19 protein-coding genes are annotated in these 17,657 nt (G+C 39.8%); 9 read left to right on the top strand and 10 right to left on the bottom strand.

The annotated features are described in order from the left end of the window. Positions 1-162 precede the first annotated feature (162 nt). Positions 163-573, top strand: coding sequence for a CBS domain-containing protein (locus I6F53_RS13415; RefSeq protein ID WP_166419570.1), 411 nt, complete (start codon positions 163-165; stop codon positions 571-573). A gap of 60 nt (positions 574-633) precedes the next feature. On the opposite strand, the gene add is transcribed toward I6F53_RS13415, so the two are convergent. From add to cyaY, 8 genes are all read right to left on the bottom strand, one after another. Next, entirely contained in the window at positions 634-1,635 is a 1,002-nt protein-coding gene (gene add / locus I6F53_RS13410) for an adenosine deaminase (protein ID WP_197239876.1), read from the bottom strand. A 126-nt stretch (positions 1,636-1,761) separates the two neighbouring features. After that, positions 1,762-4,449, bottom strand: coding sequence for a CHASE domain-containing protein (locus I6F53_RS13405; RefSeq protein ID WP_197239875.1), 2,688 nt, complete (start codon positions 4,447-4,449; stop codon positions 1,762-1,764). Positions 4,450-4,499: 50 nt separating this feature from the next. Continuing rightward, positions 4,500-5,609: a heme biosynthesis HemY N-terminal domain-containing protein gene (locus I6F53_RS13400; protein WP_197239874.1), complete on the bottom strand. Its 1,110-nt coding sequence runs from the start codon at positions 5,607-5,609 to the stop codon at positions 4,500-4,502. Continuing rightward, complete coding sequence (locus I6F53_RS13395; protein WP_197239873.1) at positions 5,606-7,453, bottom strand: uroporphyrinogen-III synthase; 1,848 nt, start codon at positions 7,451-7,453, stop codon at positions 5,606-5,608. Before I6F53_RS13395 ends, I6F53_RS13400 begins: the two co-directional genes overlap by 4 nt. Continuing rightward, positions 7,454-8,392 carry a hydroxymethylbilane synthase gene (gene hemC / locus I6F53_RS13390; protein WP_166419565.1) on the bottom strand — a complete coding sequence of 313 codons (939 nt, stop codon included), beginning with the start codon at positions 8,390-8,392 and terminating at the stop codon, positions 7,454-7,456. Between the two features lie 35 nt (positions 8,393-8,427). Beyond that, positions 8,428-9,405: a DUF2914 domain-containing protein gene (locus I6F53_RS13385; protein WP_166419564.1), complete on the bottom strand. Its 978-nt coding sequence runs from the start codon at positions 9,403-9,405 to the stop codon at positions 8,428-8,430. Positions 9,406-9,427: 22 nt separating this feature from the next. Beyond that, positions 9,428-10,084 carry an alpha/beta hydrolase gene (locus I6F53_RS13380; RefSeq protein WP_197239883.1) on the bottom strand — a complete coding sequence of 219 codons (657 nt, stop codon included), beginning with the start codon at positions 10,082-10,084 and terminating at the stop codon, positions 9,428-9,430. Then, positions 10,081-10,404: an iron donor protein CyaY gene (gene cyaY, locus I6F53_RS13375; protein ID WP_007377335.1), complete on the bottom strand. Its 324-nt coding sequence runs from the start codon at positions 10,402-10,404 to the stop codon at positions 10,081-10,083. The genes I6F53_RS13380 and cyaY overlap by 4 nt, the downstream gene beginning before the upstream one ends. 157 nt (positions 10,405-10,561) lie before the next feature. Between cyaY and lptM the strand changes: the two genes are divergently transcribed. From lptM to I6F53_RS13335, 8 genes are all read left to right on the top strand, one after another. Further along, positions 10,562-10,756: an LPS translocon maturation chaperone LptM gene (gene lptM / locus I6F53_RS13370; protein ID WP_024589651.1), complete on the top strand. Its 195-nt coding sequence runs from the start codon at positions 10,562-10,564 to the stop codon at positions 10,754-10,756. Next, positions 10,757-12,010, top strand: coding sequence for a diaminopimelate decarboxylase (gene lysA / locus I6F53_RS13365; RefSeq protein ID WP_197239872.1), 1,254 nt, complete (start codon positions 10,757-10,759; stop codon positions 12,008-12,010). A 64-nt stretch (positions 12,011-12,074) separates the two neighbouring features. Then, positions 12,075-12,905: a diaminopimelate epimerase gene (gene dapF / locus I6F53_RS13360; RefSeq protein ID WP_024589649.1), complete on the top strand. Its 831-nt coding sequence runs from the start codon at positions 12,075-12,077 to the stop codon at positions 12,903-12,905. Next, on the top strand, positions 12,902-13,513 hold the full coding sequence (locus tag I6F53_RS13355; RefSeq protein WP_197239871.1) for a DUF484 family protein: 612 nt from the start codon (positions 12,902-12,904) through the stop codon (positions 13,511-13,513). Before dapF ends, I6F53_RS13355 begins: the two co-directional genes overlap by 4 nt. Next, positions 13,510-14,454 carry a tyrosine recombinase XerC gene (locus tag I6F53_RS13350; protein WP_197181140.1) on the top strand — a complete coding sequence of 315 codons (945 nt, stop codon included), beginning with the start codon at positions 13,510-13,512 and terminating at the stop codon, positions 14,452-14,454. Before I6F53_RS13355 ends, I6F53_RS13350 begins: the two co-directional genes overlap by 4 nt. 8 nt (positions 14,455-14,462) lie before the next feature. After that, positions 14,463-15,170, top strand: coding sequence for an HAD-IA family hydrolase (locus I6F53_RS13345; RefSeq protein ID WP_197239870.1), 708 nt, complete (start codon positions 14,463-14,465; stop codon positions 15,168-15,170). Positions 15,171-15,357: 187 nt separating this feature from the next. After that, positions 15,358-16,461 (top strand): retropepsin-like aspartic protease, encoded by a 1,104-nt coding sequence (locus I6F53_RS13340; RefSeq protein ID WP_197239869.1) that lies wholly within the window; start codon positions 15,358-15,360, stop codon positions 16,459-16,461. A gap of 40 nt (positions 16,462-16,501) precedes the next feature. Next, positions 16,502-16,858, top strand: a complete 357-nt coding sequence (locus I6F53_RS13335; RefSeq protein ID WP_197239868.1) for a HopJ type III effector protein — start codon at positions 16,502-16,504, stop codon at positions 16,856-16,858. A gap of 10 nt (positions 16,859-16,868) precedes the next feature. Here I6F53_RS13335 and I6F53_RS13330 read toward each other — a convergent pair whose 3' ends face one another. Next, positions 16,869-17,276 (bottom strand): GNAT family N-acetyltransferase, encoded by a 408-nt coding sequence (locus tag I6F53_RS13330; protein WP_197239867.1) that lies wholly within the window; start codon positions 17,274-17,276, stop codon positions 16,869-16,871. 41 nt (positions 17,277-17,317) lie between these two features. Further along, on the bottom strand, positions 17,318-17,623 hold the full coding sequence (locus tag I6F53_RS13325) for a DUF6482 family protein (RefSeq protein ID WP_197239866.1): 306 nt from the start codon (positions 17,621-17,623) through the stop codon (positions 17,318-17,320). Positions 17,624-17,657: the final 34 nt, after the last annotated feature.

Below are 17,657 nucleotides of genomic sequence, written 5' to 3'. Positions count from 1 at the left end.
TTTACTTTCAGTTATAAATAAAGGCACCTAATCGGTGCTTTTATTTTATATAACAATAAATACTTAATAGTTAAAACCTATCAATCTCATCAATATAAACAATTTCCTAAATTCCTATCTATAAACCATACTTTGTATAGAACATCAGCGGGAGAGACCCAAATGCTAAATACAAAAGTAAAAGATTTTATGCAACGCAAGTTGCCAAATATAACACCCGATACAGAAATGACGACAGCCATAGCAGAACTACAAAAATTTAAACTACTTGGCGCACCTGTATTTGATAAAGATAAATGTCTAGTCGGATTTATATCAGAGCAAGAACTATTAAAACCACTTACGCAAAGCAGTTATTTTTGTGATGGGATGGTTAAAGTTTCGCAGCTTATGCAAACAGAGGTAGTGACCGTCAGCGGCGATACCAACATTATTGAACTAGCAGAGCAAATGCAGCCTGGAAAACCAAAAAACTACCCTGTTGTAGAGGGCGTTAAAGTAATCGGCATGATCAGCCGAACAGATGTACTTAAAGCACTTTACGATAATTACATAAGTTGCCAAAAACGCTAATACCAATCTGTAGATACAAAAATGCCGCTTATATAAAGCGGCATTTTTAATGTTCTTAAATTAACGTGCGCTAACGAGTGCTGAAAGTTCTTTTTTATCACCATCGCTTAAAAATGCTATTTCTAATGCATTTGTTTGGGCTTTTTCCATATCGGCTTGTGTTAAACCTGCTTTAGGTGCTGCAACAGTATATTCGTACTCAATTTCAATGCCTTCAACCGCAGGGTCATCAGTATTAATACACGCTAAAATACCGTGATCTAAAAACTGTTTAAGTGGGTGTTTAGCTAAGTCGTTCACTGTGCTAGTTTGAATATTACTTGTTAAGCACGACTCAATACCAATACGGTTATCGCGTAAGTAATCCATTAGTTTTGGATCTTCAATTGCTTTAACGCCATGCCCTATTCTACTCGCACCTAACTCATTAATTGCTTGCCAAATACTTGGGGCACCAAGTGCCTCACCAGCGTGAATAGTCGATGCTAAATAGGCATTTCGGACTTGCTTAAAGTGCTCTACAAATAACTCCCCCGGAAAACCAATTTCGTCACCGGCTAAATCAACAGCGACTAAATCATTTTTAAATGCAAGTAATGCATCAAGCTCTTTTTGGCACGTTTTTACGCCATAAGTACGCGATAAAATACCAATCAAGTTGGCTTTTATGTTGGCGCCCTGTGTTGCTGATTTAATACCATCAACAACCGCTTCTACAACCCCTTGCGGGTGCAAGCCTTGGCTTTGCGCCATGTAATAAGGGCTAAAGCGAAGCTCTACGTAATCAAGACCTTGCGCTTGTGCATCTTCAATGTTTTCAATCGCGATACGTCTACACGCATCGTAGTCGCCAAGTACAGTGACACCCCAATCTAACTTTTGTAAAAAAGCCATAAGGTTTGGCTCAGGATCAATAACTTGAACATGAGGAATGAGTGCCTCAACGTTATCTGCAGGTAACTCTATATTAAACTGACGACCAAGTTCTAATATGGTTTGCGCACGTACATTACCATCTAAATGACGGTGAATATCTAGCAAAGGTAATTTTCTATTGATCATAATAGCAACCCAGTTTAGTTAAATTTGCGCGCATGATACGCAGATATAGTTATTTTTCAAGTCTATATGGTTTGCGTTAAGTTTAAGCGGTCATATGTCTGCTTTTTGTGCAAAAAATAACGTTACTTATTTATTTGATAAATAATGCCAAAGCGTTTTAAAAAGCGTATTTGCATCAATAGGTTTAGTGATATAACTATTCATTCCAGAGGCTAATGCCTTTTTAACGTCATCGTCATGGGCATTCGCCGACAAGCCAATTATTGGTAAATCAATTAACCCTAAGTCATTTCTAATTACTTTTGTTGCTTGGAGTCCATCCATTTTTGGCATCTGAATATCCATAAGAACAATGTCGTAGCTATTTTCGGTTAGCTTTTCTATGGCTTCAAAACCATCATTAGCAATGTCGGCAATACACCCTTTTGTTTTTAAAATGGCACTGGCAACATGCTGGTTAAGCGGATTGTCTTCTACTAAAAGTAACTTATAGTTTGCGAATGATAAGGTACTTACATCTATTTCGTCGTATTGCTGTTGAATTTGCTCCGCCTTTGGTAAAGGCGATATAAGCGGCAAACTAAATGTAAATGTAGAACCTTTACTTTCATAACTGACTAAATCAATTGCACCACCCATTAACTCAACCAGCTTTCTGCAAATACTTAACCCTAAGCCCGTGCCACCATATTGACGTGAGGTTGAGCTATCGGCTTGCGCAAACGGTTTAAACAATTGTTTTTGTGCTTCGCTACTAATACCAATACCCGTATCGTTAATACTAAAGTAAGTCATTTTTTTCGACTGCCAAATTTTCAGAGTGATCTCACCTTCCCCTGTAAATTTAACCGCATTATTGAGCAGATTCAGCAGCACTTGTTTTAAGCGGATTGGATCGGTATCAATGACCAAATTTGATGTTTTATCAAAATCGAGACTTAACTTTATTGATTTAATGTCAGCTTCAAACTGAAGTAAATTAAGCATTTCATCCGCTAAACTCGCTACATTAATAGGCTCTTGCATTAAGTCTAGCTTGCCTGCTTCCATTTTTGAAAAGTCGAGTACATCGTTTAATACCCGCAGTAAAACACCTAATGCACCATCTGCTTGCTCTATGTAGCTCCTAGCTTGTTGCCAATCGTTTTGCTGTAGCGCTAAATAATGCAGCCCCTTTATGCCGTTAATAGGGGTACGCACTTCGTGGCTCATATTCGCTAAAAACTGTCCCTTAATATGACTCGCTTCATCTGCTTTTTGTTTTTCTTTACGTAAAGTACGTGTTTGCTTAGCCACTTGTTCGCGAATTTGTATATTTTTACCAGTAACCGAAATCAAAAATGTAATCAGTAACCACACAAATAACATACCCACTATTTGTGCAAGCCAATAAACTAGCCAAGACGTTCTAACTATTGGTTCGTATAACTCGACCTGCCACATGCGCTTGCCAATTAATAATTGATACTCTTTAAAAAGCGTTTGCGAATTATTTATGTCAGCCATATAAATTGGCTGCTTTTTCCCTGGTATCGTTGTATCAAAAAAACTGGCTGAAATTGAGTTGTTGTGATCAAATAATAGTGTTTGCGATAAGCGTTTAGGGCTGACAATCGCTGCTACAAAACCTTGAAAATCATCTTCAGTAGACAACTCGCCAAAAACTGGATATAAAAAGAGTACACCCTGTTCGGCTGTATTTTGGACTAAATTAATTGGCTCACTTAGCGCAAGTTCATTAAGCTCTTTCGCTTTGCTAAGCGCTGCACCTCTTACTTTACTAGAAGCTAAATCAAACCCTAAAACACCTTCATTATCTTTTAAGGGATATACATATTTTACAGGAAAGTAATTACTACGAGTACCTGCAGGTTGCCAACCTCCATCAAGTGATTTTTCTTTTATGTATAAAGGTTTTCCTGTGGCTGTATTTTCATGTGTTTCAAAATCTGCGAGCTTATTTGCTGGTACATAAGGTATCCATTCAAATGCTAAAATTTCTTGGCTATAGTCCAACTGCTTTGAAGTAAATTGTTTAAACTCTTTAAAATTAACGTCATCACTACTAGCAAAATATGCCGCTAGTAATCCTAAGTGAGCAGTAATACCGTCGAGCTTTTGGCTTATAGCATTTTGCACAGTAAGTATTTTGGCTTCTTGCTTTTGAATGTCTTTTTCTTTTTTAACACTGGCAGCGCCATAAAAACTAACGCTGATCAGTATATAAATTAATAGTGAAGGTAAAATTACCAACATACGGTGGCGTACTTGCGTGTAATTAAAGGCTGCGAGCATGAGTGGAGTAAATATAAGTACACCGATACTGTCACCAATCCACCATGCTATAAAGCTATCAAAAATAGCATGCATAGGGATCACATTATTCAATGCTAATAAGCTAGTTCCTACACCTGCTGCAATAACGCAGCATATTGGTCCTGCAACTATTAAGCTCTGTATACTGTGTTTTAAAGAAGATAGGTCCAGTGGCGCTTTTATAACATTTACTATAATTTGACGGCCAACCCAAGCCTGTAAAACCGAGGCTAAAGTAACGCAAATGGCCTGTAAAAAAACATTAAAGTGAAGAATATCGACTGCGTTATCAAGGTGAATTAAGTTAGTACAAAAAGCACCAATAATAAGGCCAATAAATGACTTACGTCCCCAAATTAAAAAGCTCGCTAAAGCAATTCCTGAGGGCGGCCAAGAGGCGACCGCATAGCCATCAACAGCAAGAAGTGAGTTACTAAAATACCCAGTAAAAAAATAAGCACAAGCCAAACTAAGGGTTAATATTAAAAACTTTCTCAAAGCTTGTGCTCCTGAACTACAAAAATGCTAAGTAGCTATAGTGTAGTCATTTATTGATATAAAACGAGTGCCTTTTCTGCCTGTGCACTATTTTTATAACTCAAAACAGCTTGTTCAGAAAACTGTTTTTTATTTTCCATATTCAGTGCTTTATCAAAAATTCTAGCTGCTAAGTCATAATCACCTTGCGCGTTAGCCAGGCAAGCCAATGCAAGTAATAATGAGTTATTTGAATCATCTTTTTTAAGACGATCTTGAATGCTTACTTGCAGTTTAGCTGCATCAGCAGACGTCGCTTTACTTAATATATTAGCCAGTTGCGCATGCTGTTCGTTGTGTTTAACCATTTTAATTAGGTCACCCTCAATAACAGCCAGTTGACCTGCTTGCGCCATTTGCATTAAATAGGCAGTGTGTGCATGAGCTTGCAGCTTTTTAGGAAGCTGTTTATATTTTTCACTCAGATTGTCTGCATCTAACGCATTAAAGTAGGCACTAAATAACTGCGTCCACTGTGCATCAGTAAGTGCTTTTTTACGAAGCAATCGCGGTAAAAACTCTTCTAGCGCACTAAAGTGTTGTTGCTGCACTAAAACTTCTGCGTAAAGCTTCAACTCAAGATTGGTGGCTTTTTTAGCTTCTGCGCTAATACGCATTTGTGACTCAATCGCACTACTGTCGCCACTTGCCAACCATAGCTTTGCTACTTTTAATTGATGCTCTGGGCTTATTTCAAATAAACGCTCAAGTGCTTTATCTGCTTGATTATTAGCAAGCGCTGCTTTTGCAAGTAATGCTAAGCGTATATCTTCAAACTTACTTGGCACACTATTACCCGATAGAGCCTGCTCTACATGCTCATAGTCATCGTTAATAGCACTCCACAACGCCTGTTCAATCGCTGCTTGTTTACGCTCTTGGCTACGTGCAAAAAAGCCATGTTTAGTATTATGATAAATCGATAATAAGTAGCGAATTAATTTATATGTTAAATATAAAACAATAGCGGTAATGGCCGCCATTATACAAAACGAGACTATCGTGCCTTCTATCGTTGTATTGTTAAATGAAATAAGCACGTAGCCTTTTTCATCTAGTACAAATGGAGTAACCGCCAGTACAACAACAATAGCTACAATTAAAATAATTAGCCCTATCATTGCGCCCACTCCTTAACCTTTTGTGTGCTATTTAAGGTTACTTTTGGATTAAAGTTAAGCTGCTCTTTTTCAAGTTTTACTAACGCGTTAACTACTGACTTAGTTGCATCATCATCTTGTTTAAAATATTCAGTAACTAAACGTTTAGCTTCACCTAAGGCATTAAAATAAATACTGGCTTGCTTACTTATTAACGCGTCTTGCGCTTGAGTTAAGTTAAGTTTAATGCGCTGGTTAATTAAGTGGCGCTCTTGATCGGTTAACAGCGGCTCAATAGCAACACCTTCATGCTGGCGAATGGTAATAAAGCTATCGACTATCTGATTCCAACTATTACTTAAATTTTGCTGCCAATCACTTACATCTTCACTCAACGCATTTTCGTCAACCTGTGACGCTTCTTCAGGAATATTTACTGCGTTAAAAACTAAGTCATCAACACTAGTTAACACACTGTTTAGCTGTAAATAAATAGCCTCTGTTGCAACAGGTTTAAGGCTATCAAGTGTTTGTATGTCTTGCATAATAGCTTGGCGAACTTCAACTGTTCCAGGGTGTTCGCTAAGTAATGCATCTAAGCGCTTTAAAACAGCACTAGTGCCTTGGTAATCTTTTTCAGCCCATAGTTTAAATTCAGCCATACGCTGTAAGCTGGTTACTTCTTGTGGGTTTAAAGACGAGCCTTGTTGCTGCGCTTTTTGCAAAGCTGCTTTTAGTTCTTGCTGATTTTGAGCTGCACTTTCACTTAGGGTTGCGGCCACTTTTTTCTCACTATTAAATAGCGCTTGCTGCAAATTAGATTGTGCTGACTTAAGTGCTTGCAGCTCTTGAGCGAGTAACTTATTTTGCTCGCTTAACTCATTAACGGCTAGGTTTTGCGCCTTACCAGCATTTAATTTTTGATAAAACTCGTATCCAACACCTGAGGCCACAATTAGCGAAATAAGAAGTGCAAGCACTGCGACTTTGCTAACCTTTTGTTTATTTTTATTTGCGGTGTTTTTAGCAGCTACAGGCTCTTGTTTAGCTGATTTAACCGAGGCCGTGTTAGCTGTTGTTGGAGTGGCTTTTTCTGCCGTAACTGACTTTGACTGTTCGCTCATGTTGCTACCTTGCTGATTAATACAGGTAAACATAGCGTCATCGCTAGCTCCTGCTGCAATATGTATATTAGCCAAACTTACTTGTTGTTGCTGTAAATATGCGGCAATGCGCTCGCTGGCAACATAAAATTGGCACTGTTGTAACCATTGTAGTTGTGGTGCAGCAAGGGGAGTAAAAATGGCATCGACTGCTGCATTACTTGTTATGACTATACCGTGTACATTATTGCTTTTCCAGTGGTCAGTCCAGTTGCCACCTAATTCACTTATCGGTTCACGTTTGTACACTATGCAATTATTTAAAAAAGCACCGCGCTCTTTAAGCACTTTTGCTATATCTGGGCGACCGCCTTGTCCTTTAACCAAAACTATATTACTACCATCAACCTGAGCAAGTGATTTTAGAGCCAGTAAGCCCTCTGAATCATATTGCTTAGATTTAGGCAATGCAGCACGCACTCCAAATTGTTCATATATTGTGTCGGCTGTTTGTTGGCCTACAGCATAAAACTGCGCTTTTGTATTTATATCTGGTTTTAGTTGCGCAAGCGCACTGACTGCATCTTGCGATATAAATATTATTTTGTCCGCATTTAACAGCGGGCTCAGCTCGGTGCTAGAGGGTGTTAAATGCGTTATTTTTAATACCGGAAACAAAGACGCCTGATAACCCGCTTGCTCTAATTGCTGTGCAAGGGATGCGCCTTTTCCTTCGGGCCGAGTTATCAGAATATGTGTCATTTATGCGTCTCTATAAACTTCAGCTAATATTTTGTCTGCACCTTGAGCTAGTAATTTTTTAGCAAGCTCAATGCCTAGTTTTTCTGCATCATTTACATGGCCAGTTACTTCGTCGCGTAAAATTTCGCTGCCATCTACAGCACCCACTAAACCACGCAAATGTACCTGCTCGCCATCAACTAATGCATAAGCACCAATAGGCACTTGGCAACCACCTTCTAAATGGCGATTCATCGCACGCTCTGCATTTACGCGAATACGTGTTTGAGTATGCTCAAGTGGTGCAAGTAATGCTTTTGTTACTTCATCATCAATACGGCACTCAATACCTACAGCGCCTTGACCATTTGCCGGTAATGATACTTCTGGCTCAATATAGTCGGCAATACGCGACTCCATTTCTAAGCGAATAAGCCCTGCTGCAGCTAAAATAATAGCATCGTATTGGCCATCATCTAACTTACCTAAACGCGTATTTACATTACCGCGTAAATCACGAATATCTAAATCAGGACGAAGTGCTTTAATTTGGCACTGACGGCGTAAACTCGAAGTGCCCACAATAGCGCCCTGTGGTAGAGCGTTTAAATTAGCAAAATTGTTTGATACAAACGCATCACGCGGATCTTCACGCTCACAAATAGTATGCAGTTCTAATCCTTCTGGGAACTCTACTGGTACGTCTTTCATAGAATGTACGGCAATATCAGCTCGGCCATCTAACATGGCTTGCTCAAGCTCTTTAACAAATAAACCCTTACCACCAATTTTGGCCAAAGGCGTATCTAAAATTATATCCCCTTGCGTCGACATTGGGACTAATTCTACGCGTACATCTGCATGAAAACGCTCAAGTTCAGCTTTTACAAATTCGGCCTGCCAAAGTGCTAAAGCACTTTTACGAGTTGCGATGCGTACTAATTTTGTTTTTTCTGTCATAAGGGTATCCAATTAATTACTGCGTTTAGCTGTATTTAGTCAGCTAAAATTCTAAATTCTTTTTGGGCAATTAAATTACCTTGCTCATCTACAACATCAACACGCCAGTGGCCTGTTTGTGTGTCCATAATATTTTTTGTTGAGTAGGTTCTGTAGCGAGGCGAAGTAACATTGAGTGTAATTTCAGCCATAGTTTCATCTTCAAACGTCCAAACATGTTTAACTTGCTGCCCTTGAAGGTTTTTAATCTCGCTAAAAAACGATAACCCTTCATCAAACTGACTTAACCTAATATCTGCCGCAAACACATTAGTAGGCTCACGCTTACTTACTTTACGAGTAAGTACCGCACGGCTAATTTTATCTGTGTCTATTTGCGCGCCTAATGCCACACTTGCCACTTGTGCTGTAGGCGAAAAACCTTCAGTACCACTCAATGCACCATCATCGCTTTTTTGATCTAAAAGTAAGTCACCTTGATCAGCAGGCTCAGCTATATTTTCAGCTTCTTCGGTTTCTTCCTGCACATCATTATCAAGGTTTGAGTTTAACTCTGTATTAATACTCTCACTTTGATCAATCACAATATCGTTGCTAGCTAATAAAACTGTATCATTATTTACTGGATTCACTTTATCAGGTGCATTATTTGATATGCTTTGCTCAACTTCATTCTGCGCAGCTAATAACGGTTCAATGCTCGTTTGCGTTATCTCTGCGGACTCGTTAGGAATGTTGTTTATTGATGATTCAGGCTCAACATCCGTTACTTCAACGTTTGTCTGGTTTTGAGCGTTACTGCTAAAGCTTAAAAATTGCTCCTGCTCATTTGGATGCTCACCTTGCTCTGCACTGGCTGAGGTTGTTAAGCCATATACAACTGCTGCAGAGGTCATTAATACCAACATAGCAATACTCACAATACGACGCCAATTCCACTCGTAGCTTACCGTTGGTACACTCTCTTGTAGTTCGCGTTTAACATTTGCTTTAATAACTATTTTTTGACTCATATTGACCTCAGCGGTTCCAAAATTAGCTTAAACGAGCAATTAACCATTGGCGAATAGCTTGCAATTCTTCTGCGCAAACTTGATGAGCCATTGGGTATTCTTGCCAGCTTACATCCATGTTATGTGCTGTTAATACTTCAAACGCACTTCTTCCCGCGCTATGCGGTACTACGTTATCTTGACTACCATGCGCCATAAATATATTTAAATCAGTATGTTTTGCTTCATCAGCAAATTTTTGCGGCACACACATATAAGTAGAAAGCGCCATAACACCCCCAAGTTTTTGCTCAAAGCGCGGCGCTAAATGTAGCGACACCACACCACCTTGAGAAAAACCAGCTAAGATAATTTTATTAGCGGGTATGCCATTAGCAATTTCTTTGTTGATTAGCTCTTCTACTTTAGCAGCCGAATCTCTTACGCCTTGTTCATCGGCACGCTTATCTAATTCTATAGATTTAATATCGTACCAAGAGCGCATTTCCATGCCACCATTTATGGTGACCGGTTGTACTGGTGCATGCGGAAAAACAAACCGTATACCCAGTTCACTTGGTAAATTAAGCTGCGGAGCCACTGGCGCAAAACCATCCCCAGAGTCGCCTAAGCCATGTAACCAAATAACCGTTGCTTTATGCTCGCTTTGAGCTGGGTATTCTACAAACTCTAAACTCATAGTGTTGATTGCCACTTAACTTCTTGGCCTGCTTGGCGAGTTGATGCTTCATTTATAAACGCCCAAAATTCTGCACCCGAACGGTTATCAATCCATAACCCATCACGCATTTCAAAATGATGACCGTTAAACTTAGTCGCAACCCATACTTGATGAAGAGGCGCTTGTTTATTGATTACTATTTTACTTTTATCAGGAAAAATAATTTCTAAAATACCTTGTGCCGATTCGTAATCTAAATCAGCTTCGCAATCATCAACTTGCTCTTCAATAGTGAACATAAGAGCTTCGGCTAATTGGTGATATTCGTGTTCAGTCATTGTTATTTCCTTTGCAGGCGAGCCGCCTAATATTGGGTACGTTTTAGCTTTAAAAGTGTACTGTTAGTGTAACAGGAATAAAATCATCCGCGAATAGCTGCATTTTTTAGATATTCTGTTACTCTGCGATTATAAAGCCAGCAACCATATTAATCTAATGAAAGCGACGCATACCTTACAATTAAAAAAACTATTAATAAGCACTGTACTGTTAAGCGCCTTAGCTGGCTGTGGGCAGAGCGGTCCGCTATATTTACCAGAACAACAAACAGAGCAAAACCAACCTCAAAATACAGCTAAGCCAGCCACTACCGCTGAGCAAGCAAAAACATCGCAAAGTCAGGAGCAATAAATGGATTATTTTAACTACAAAAACAACCAATTATTTGCCGAAGACGTAAGTGTAGCAAGCATAGCGCAGCAATACGGTACGCCGTGTTATGTGTACTCGCGTGCTACGTTTGAGCGCCATTACTTAGCGTTTGCTAAAGCCACTAAAAATCATAACAGCTTGGTATGCTACGCAGTAAAAGCAAACTCAAATATTGCCGTACTTAATATATTAGCGCGCCTAGGATCGGGTTTTGATATTGTGTCGAAGGGCGAACTTGCACGCGTAATTAAAGCAGGAGGCGATGCCTCTAAAGTGGTTTTTTCGGGCGTGGCTAAAACGTCTGACGAAATAGCGTATGCATTAAAGCTAGGTATTAAATGCTTTAACGTTGAATCAGCCTCTGAGCTTGAGCGAATTTCAGAAGTTGCTTGTGAGCTAAATCTAGAAGCGCCTATTTCTATTCGCGTAAACCCCGACATAGATGCAAAAACACATCCGTATATTTCTACCGGCTTAAAAGAGAATAAATTTGGTATTGATATACAAACGGCTGTAAGTGTTTATCAACAAGCGGCGGCTTTACCTGGCTTAAAAATAATTGGTGTTGATTGCCATATTGGCTCTCAATTAACTGAAATTAGACCATTTTTAGAAGCCCTTGATAAACTAATGGCGCTTATTGATGAGCTAAAAACCAACGGTATTGAGCTAACTCACTTAGATATTGGTGGCGGTTTAGGCGTGCCATATAACAACGAGCAACCACCGCACCCAAGTGAATATGCAGCGCAAGTTACCGAGCGCTTAGCTAACTATAAACACCTTGAACTAATTTTTGAGCCAGGGCGCGCTATTGCAGCTAACGCAGGTATTTTAGTTACTCAAGTTGAATTTATTAAACAAAACCAAGACAAGTTTTTTGCCATTGTAGATGCCGGTATGAACGACATGCTTCGCCCTGCACTTTATCAAGCGTGGCAAAAAATTATTCCAGTATCCGTTCGCGACGACGAAACACCTACTCACAACTTTGATATTGTGGGCCCGGTGTGCGAAACCGGCGACTTTTTAGGAAAAGATCGTGAGCTTGCGCTTAAACAAGGCGATTTACTCGCGCAACGAAGTGCTGGCGCATATGGCTTTACCATGAGTTCAAACTACAACTCGCGCCCGCGTGTTGCAGAAATAATGGTAGATGGTGAGCATCATCACCTTATTCGCGAACGCGAAACTATAGAAAGCCTTTATCAAGGTGAGAAAATTTTACCATAAACGTTTTTGTTACGACGCTGCTCTGTGGCATGATTAGCACAGAGCAAAACCGAATTAGAGCGCTATGTTAGTTAATTTTTCCAAAATGCACGGCTTAGGCAACGACTTTGTTGTGATTGATAACATTACACAAAATGTTTTTTTGTCACGAGATCAAATCAAAAAACTGGCAGATCGCCATTTTGGCATTGGCTTTGACCAATTGCTGATGGTTGAAGCGCCGTACTCTCCTGATCTCGACTTTCATTATCGAATATTTAATGCCGATGGTACCGAAGTAGAACAATGCGGTAACGGCGCACGCTGTTTTGCCCGCTTTGTACGCATGAAAGGCCTTACTAACAAACACAAAATTACTGTGTCGACCAAGTCGGGCAACTTAACGCTCTACATAGAAAAAGACGGTCAAGTGACGGTTAACATGGGTCATCCAAATTTTGAGCCAAGTAAAATCCCTTTAAAAGCGAGCAAGCGTGAGCTTACTTATATTATTAGAACCGAAGAACACACTGTATTTAGTGGCGCGGTATCTATGGGTAACCCGCATTGCGTACTAGAAGTTGACGACGTAACCACCGCGCAAGTTGATATATTGGGTCCATTACTTGAAAACCATGAACGCTTTCCGCAAAAAGCGAATATTGGCTTTATGCAGGTTGTGTCGCAAGAACACATTAAATTAAGAGTGTGGGAGCGCGGCGTTAACGAAACGCTAGCCTGTGGCACAGGCGCATGTGCAGCAATGGTTATTGGTCATATGCAAAATAAGTTATCAACAACCGTTCAAGTAGATTTACCAGGCGGTAGCTTGCAAGTACGTTGGAGTGGCGAAGGTCACCCGGTTCGCATGACAGGCCCAGCAGAGCACGTATTCGACGGACAAGTAGCGCTATGAGCGAGCTAAGTAAAGAACAAGTTATTGATTACTTGCAGCAACATCCTGATTTTTTAGTTCAGCACTCTGAGCTACTCGCACAACTTGAGCTGCACCAACAAGCTCAAGGTGCAACGTCGCTGGTACATATTCAGCAACGCCAATTACGCGAGCACAACACGCTTTTAAAAAGCCAAATAGACGCGATGAGCAAGCATGCAACGCAAAACGAGCTTGTATATCGTTTGTTTAGCCAGTGCCATCGTCAGCTTTGGAATCATGACGACTTTGATACGCTAGCAAATAACCTGCGCAATATAATTTGCTCAAGTGAAGATGTTAACGACTGCAAATTAGTAAAATATAATCCCGAATACGACGAACTTATTGCACATCGCCTTACCCATTCTGGGCATTATTTAGGGCGTATTAATCAGCAAGAACGCGAACAATTATTTAGTGAAGATACCCAATCTGTCGCCATTTATTTAATTGGCGACACTACACATCCTATCGCTATTTTGGCCTTTGGTAGTAATAACGTAAACCACTTTGAGCCCGCGCAAGATAACCTTTTTGTACTCGACTTTATAAACGCATTACACCTGCGGTTACAAAAACTTGCATGAGTGACGACGCACCTAATATTACTCAATTAAGCGATAACTGGCGCACACCCATAACGCTATTTAGCGATTATTTAAAGTTCGAAAAACAATATTCAGCACACACAGTAAACCAATATGTAAGCCAACTTGGTTTTGCAGCTCTCTATTTTAGTAAATTATGTGACGACTGGTTTGGCGTGCAAGGCGAGCATATTCGCCGCTACAGTATGGCACTGCGCTCAAAACAATTAAGTGGGCGCACCATTAGTTTAAAGCTCAGCTGCATTCGCAGCTTATATAAGTTTTTAAAAGCAAAAAACATCGCCGAGCAATCGCATTATCATAACCCTGCTGTGGGCATAAAAGGCCCTAAGTTTGCAAAACCGTTACCTAAAAATCTCGATGTAGATCAAATGGCCCGCTTACTCGAAATACCCGACGACGAGCCTCTCGCAATTAGAGATAAAGCAATGATGGAGCTTATGTATTCATCAGGGCTGCGTATTAGTGAGTTAGTTGGCGCTAACATGCAAGATATTAGCGCGGCTAATGGCGAAATTTTAGTGCGTGGTAAAGGCAATAAAGAGCGGTTAATTCCGGTAGGTAAAAAAGCGTTAGACGCATTAAAAAAATGGCTCACAATACGCCCTCAGTTTGCAAAGCCCGATGAAATAGCTGTATTTTTAAGTAGCCAAAAAAATCGTATTTCGATTCGCCAAGTGCGCCTGCGTATGCAAGAGTGGGGAATAAAGCAAGGCATTAGCTCGCAGGTTCACCCGCACAAGCTGCGCCACTCGTTTGCGTCACATATTTTAGAATCGTCTGGTGATTTACGCGCCGTGCAAGAATTACTAGGGCACAGCAGTTTGTCGGCTACACAAGTGTATACGCATTTAGATTTTCAGCATTTAGCCAAGGTGTACGACAACACACACCCTCGCGCAAAAAAACGAACTGATTAGGAAAAAATATGATTCGATTTAATCGTGCTATTAAGCCATTTTCTGTCATGAGCTTTGATTTAGACGACACACTATACAGCAACCACCCTATTATAAAAGCAGCCGTTAAAGCCCAACAAAATTATTTAAACGCACTATCGGGTTATCAAGAACAAGGTCCAAAGTACTGGCAACTATGCCGCGAACAGGCCGTAATACAAAACCCAGATCTTGCAGATGATGTAACTAAGTGGCGCAAACACACCCTACATTTAGCGCTTTCTAAACTTGGGTTTACCGCAGATGAAGTAGAGCGCCATGCAAATGCTGCCTATAACGCCTTTGCCGATGCGCGCAGCAACATAGTGGTAAGCGATGACGTACTTAACTTACTAGATAACCTAGCCAAACATTTTACGCTTGTTGCAATTACTAACGGTAACGTTGAAATTGAACGCTTTAATTTACACAACAAATTTGAGCTAGTATTACAAGCGGGTATGCACGGTAAAGCAAAACCCCACACTACTTTATTTGATAAAGCAGCCACACATTTAAACGTTGCTAAAAGCGATATTTTACATATTGGCGATAGCCTAGATACCGACGTACAAGGCGCAAATAATGCCGGCTGCCAATCGGTATGGTTAAACGATCAAGGCGCTAATTATGCCTATAAAGGGCTGGCTGATATTGAAATTGCTAACATTCACGCCTTAACGCACTTTATTAAATAATACCAATTGCATTAAATAAGTGTTCTATTATAGCGCTAAGAAAATAGCAGAATAACAAGGCGAAAATTGTGACATATAGTTGTTCTATATAAATAATTTTTAACGCAGTTAGTGAGTTATTTAATGCGATAAAATGATCATGTTTTAATAAAATTGGTATAAACTCGTTTAAAAGTAAGAGGTCACTATGAGCCACTATGCCAAGCTAATCACCTTGCTATTAATTGGCTCACTTAGCCTTAACGCTTATTTATTATGGCCGCAGCCTGCGTTAACTACATCACAAAAAACACAAAGTGCCCAGCAAAGCATATCGCCTAAACAACAAAATACGTTACTAAATACGGCAAAGCAGCAATTTGAACAACACCAATTTGAAGCCGCACTTAATAGCTATCAACAACTCAAAAACAATAATCCAGAAAGAGCTATAAACCTTTATTCATCGTGGCTGATACAGCTTAAAACATGGCTAAATAGCGATTTATTACTGAGCGAATCATTTATCAATGCGCTATTAAATTACAGCCCTTATAACGTAGAATTACTTAACTTGCAGGTTGAGTATTTAATAAATAGCGAGCAAACACAAAACGCCATTATTGCTTTATTTGAGCTGAATTCATTACTATCTGCTGATCCTCAAAACAACGTAAATACACGTTTAAATACGCTCACCCAAAACGAATTACACATATTAACTGAGCAACAAAATTGGCACGCTATTATTGAGCAAACACAGATTTGGCTTGATTATAAAAGCGATAACGCACAGTTTTTATATTCGCTTGCGTATGCTTACTACCAGCAAAGTGATTTAATTAGCGCACAAGCTACGCTTGATAGAATGCCAAGCCAGCACAGCTTAAAAAGCCAAGTGCAAACGCTGCAAACTATGATCAATAAAGCGCAATCGCAAGACGACTTCGTTGCTTTAACGCCTCGCGGCGCGCACTACTTAATAAACACTGAAATAAATAGTAATCTATCGACCGAACTAATGATTGATACAGGCGCAAGCATCACCTCACTACCTAGCAATATTATTAAACAAATTTCTCCGCAGCCTTTGTATTTAGGTGATGTAACAGTTAATACAGCTAACGGGCAAATTACTGTACAACGTTACCAAATTGAATCGTTTAAAGTAGGCTCGCAAATTATTTATGGTTTTGAAGTGTTGGGCATTGAAAACACAGGTGGACAAGGTTTACTAGGAATGAACTTTTTATCGCGATTTAAATTCAATATAAATCAGCAAACAGATGAGCTAGAGTTGAGCGCTAAATAAAATTTATTAATTGAATTAACTTCAAATATAAGGACAAAAAATGACGTTAAATGAGTACTTAGCAACCCTTGCAGAAAACCCGAAAAGCGTTCAGTTTACCGATACTATTGCCGTTATAGAGGCAAACTATACATTTACCGCCTGCGGCTTTAATAACCATGGGTTACTTAGCTCTGCAAGTGAGAACAACGGTTCGTGTAAAATTTTTGCGTTTGCTAAATTAAACGATTTAAGTAAACAAAATACGCTAGATTGCTTTGGTAAGTTTTACCGAGACGACGTGCTGCAAAACCCAAAAGGCGATGATCACATGAACATTCGCACCTTTATGTTAGCACCAGAGGCAACGCCATTCTTAGGTATTACCTTTGAAGGCGAGCCACTAAAAGCAAAATAGTCAGCAGAAATTAAAGCGACTTTTCCATGAAATAGCGCGTACCAGAGCGCGGATAATTATTAAGTTGATACTTAACACTATAACCGCGCTTTTCATAAAAGGGTTTTGCTTGAAAATCTAGCGTATCAAGCTGAGCAGTTGTTGCGCCTAGTTCAACCGCTGATTGTTCAAGTGCCGTTAGCAACTTATCTGCAAGACCTTGACCTCGCGCTACATCACTACACCAAAGCCAACTAATCATCAGCCAATTTCCAAATACACACCCACTAATACCGGCAACAAGCTCGCCTTGCTCATCTGTAAATTTATAGCCTAATGGCACTCTTTGCGCATTAAAATGCTGGGCGTTAAATTCAACCATTTGTGCGCGAAGCGCTGAGTTTAACGCGTCGGTATTATCTGCTTTTAATTGATACATGTGCCGCCCTTAAAGAAGCAAATACTAGCAAACTAGCTCTATCAATACAGGTTATTTTTACCGTAAGATACTTCGAGCATATTACTGCCGGTTTTTTCGGGCTGTCCGCACATTTCGTCGTAAGCGCTTGTTTGGCGCAGTACCATTCCCGCATAGGCTATTTTATCAAAACGCTTTTGAACATGCAGTGGGCTTAGTGCTCTTAAAAATTCACCGCTGTCTTCTGTCACATAATATTCAACGTTATTGATCATCACTGATACTTGATAAAGCGCCATATCTAACGAGTGTACAATGACTTTTTGTAGCGGCTCATGCTTTTTTAACTGTGAAAATTTAATACCCATAATTTTTGCCTTAATTAAATTTAACTGTATCGAT

It is taken from the genome of Pseudoalteromonas sp. SWN29, from assembly GCF_015864465.1.
Taxonomy (GTDB): domain Bacteria; phylum Pseudomonadota; class Gammaproteobacteria; order Enterobacterales; family Alteromonadaceae; genus Pseudoalteromonas.
The sequence above is the reverse complement of the archived record's forward strand: the minus strand, read 5'-3'. Positions and strand labels throughout refer to the sequence as shown.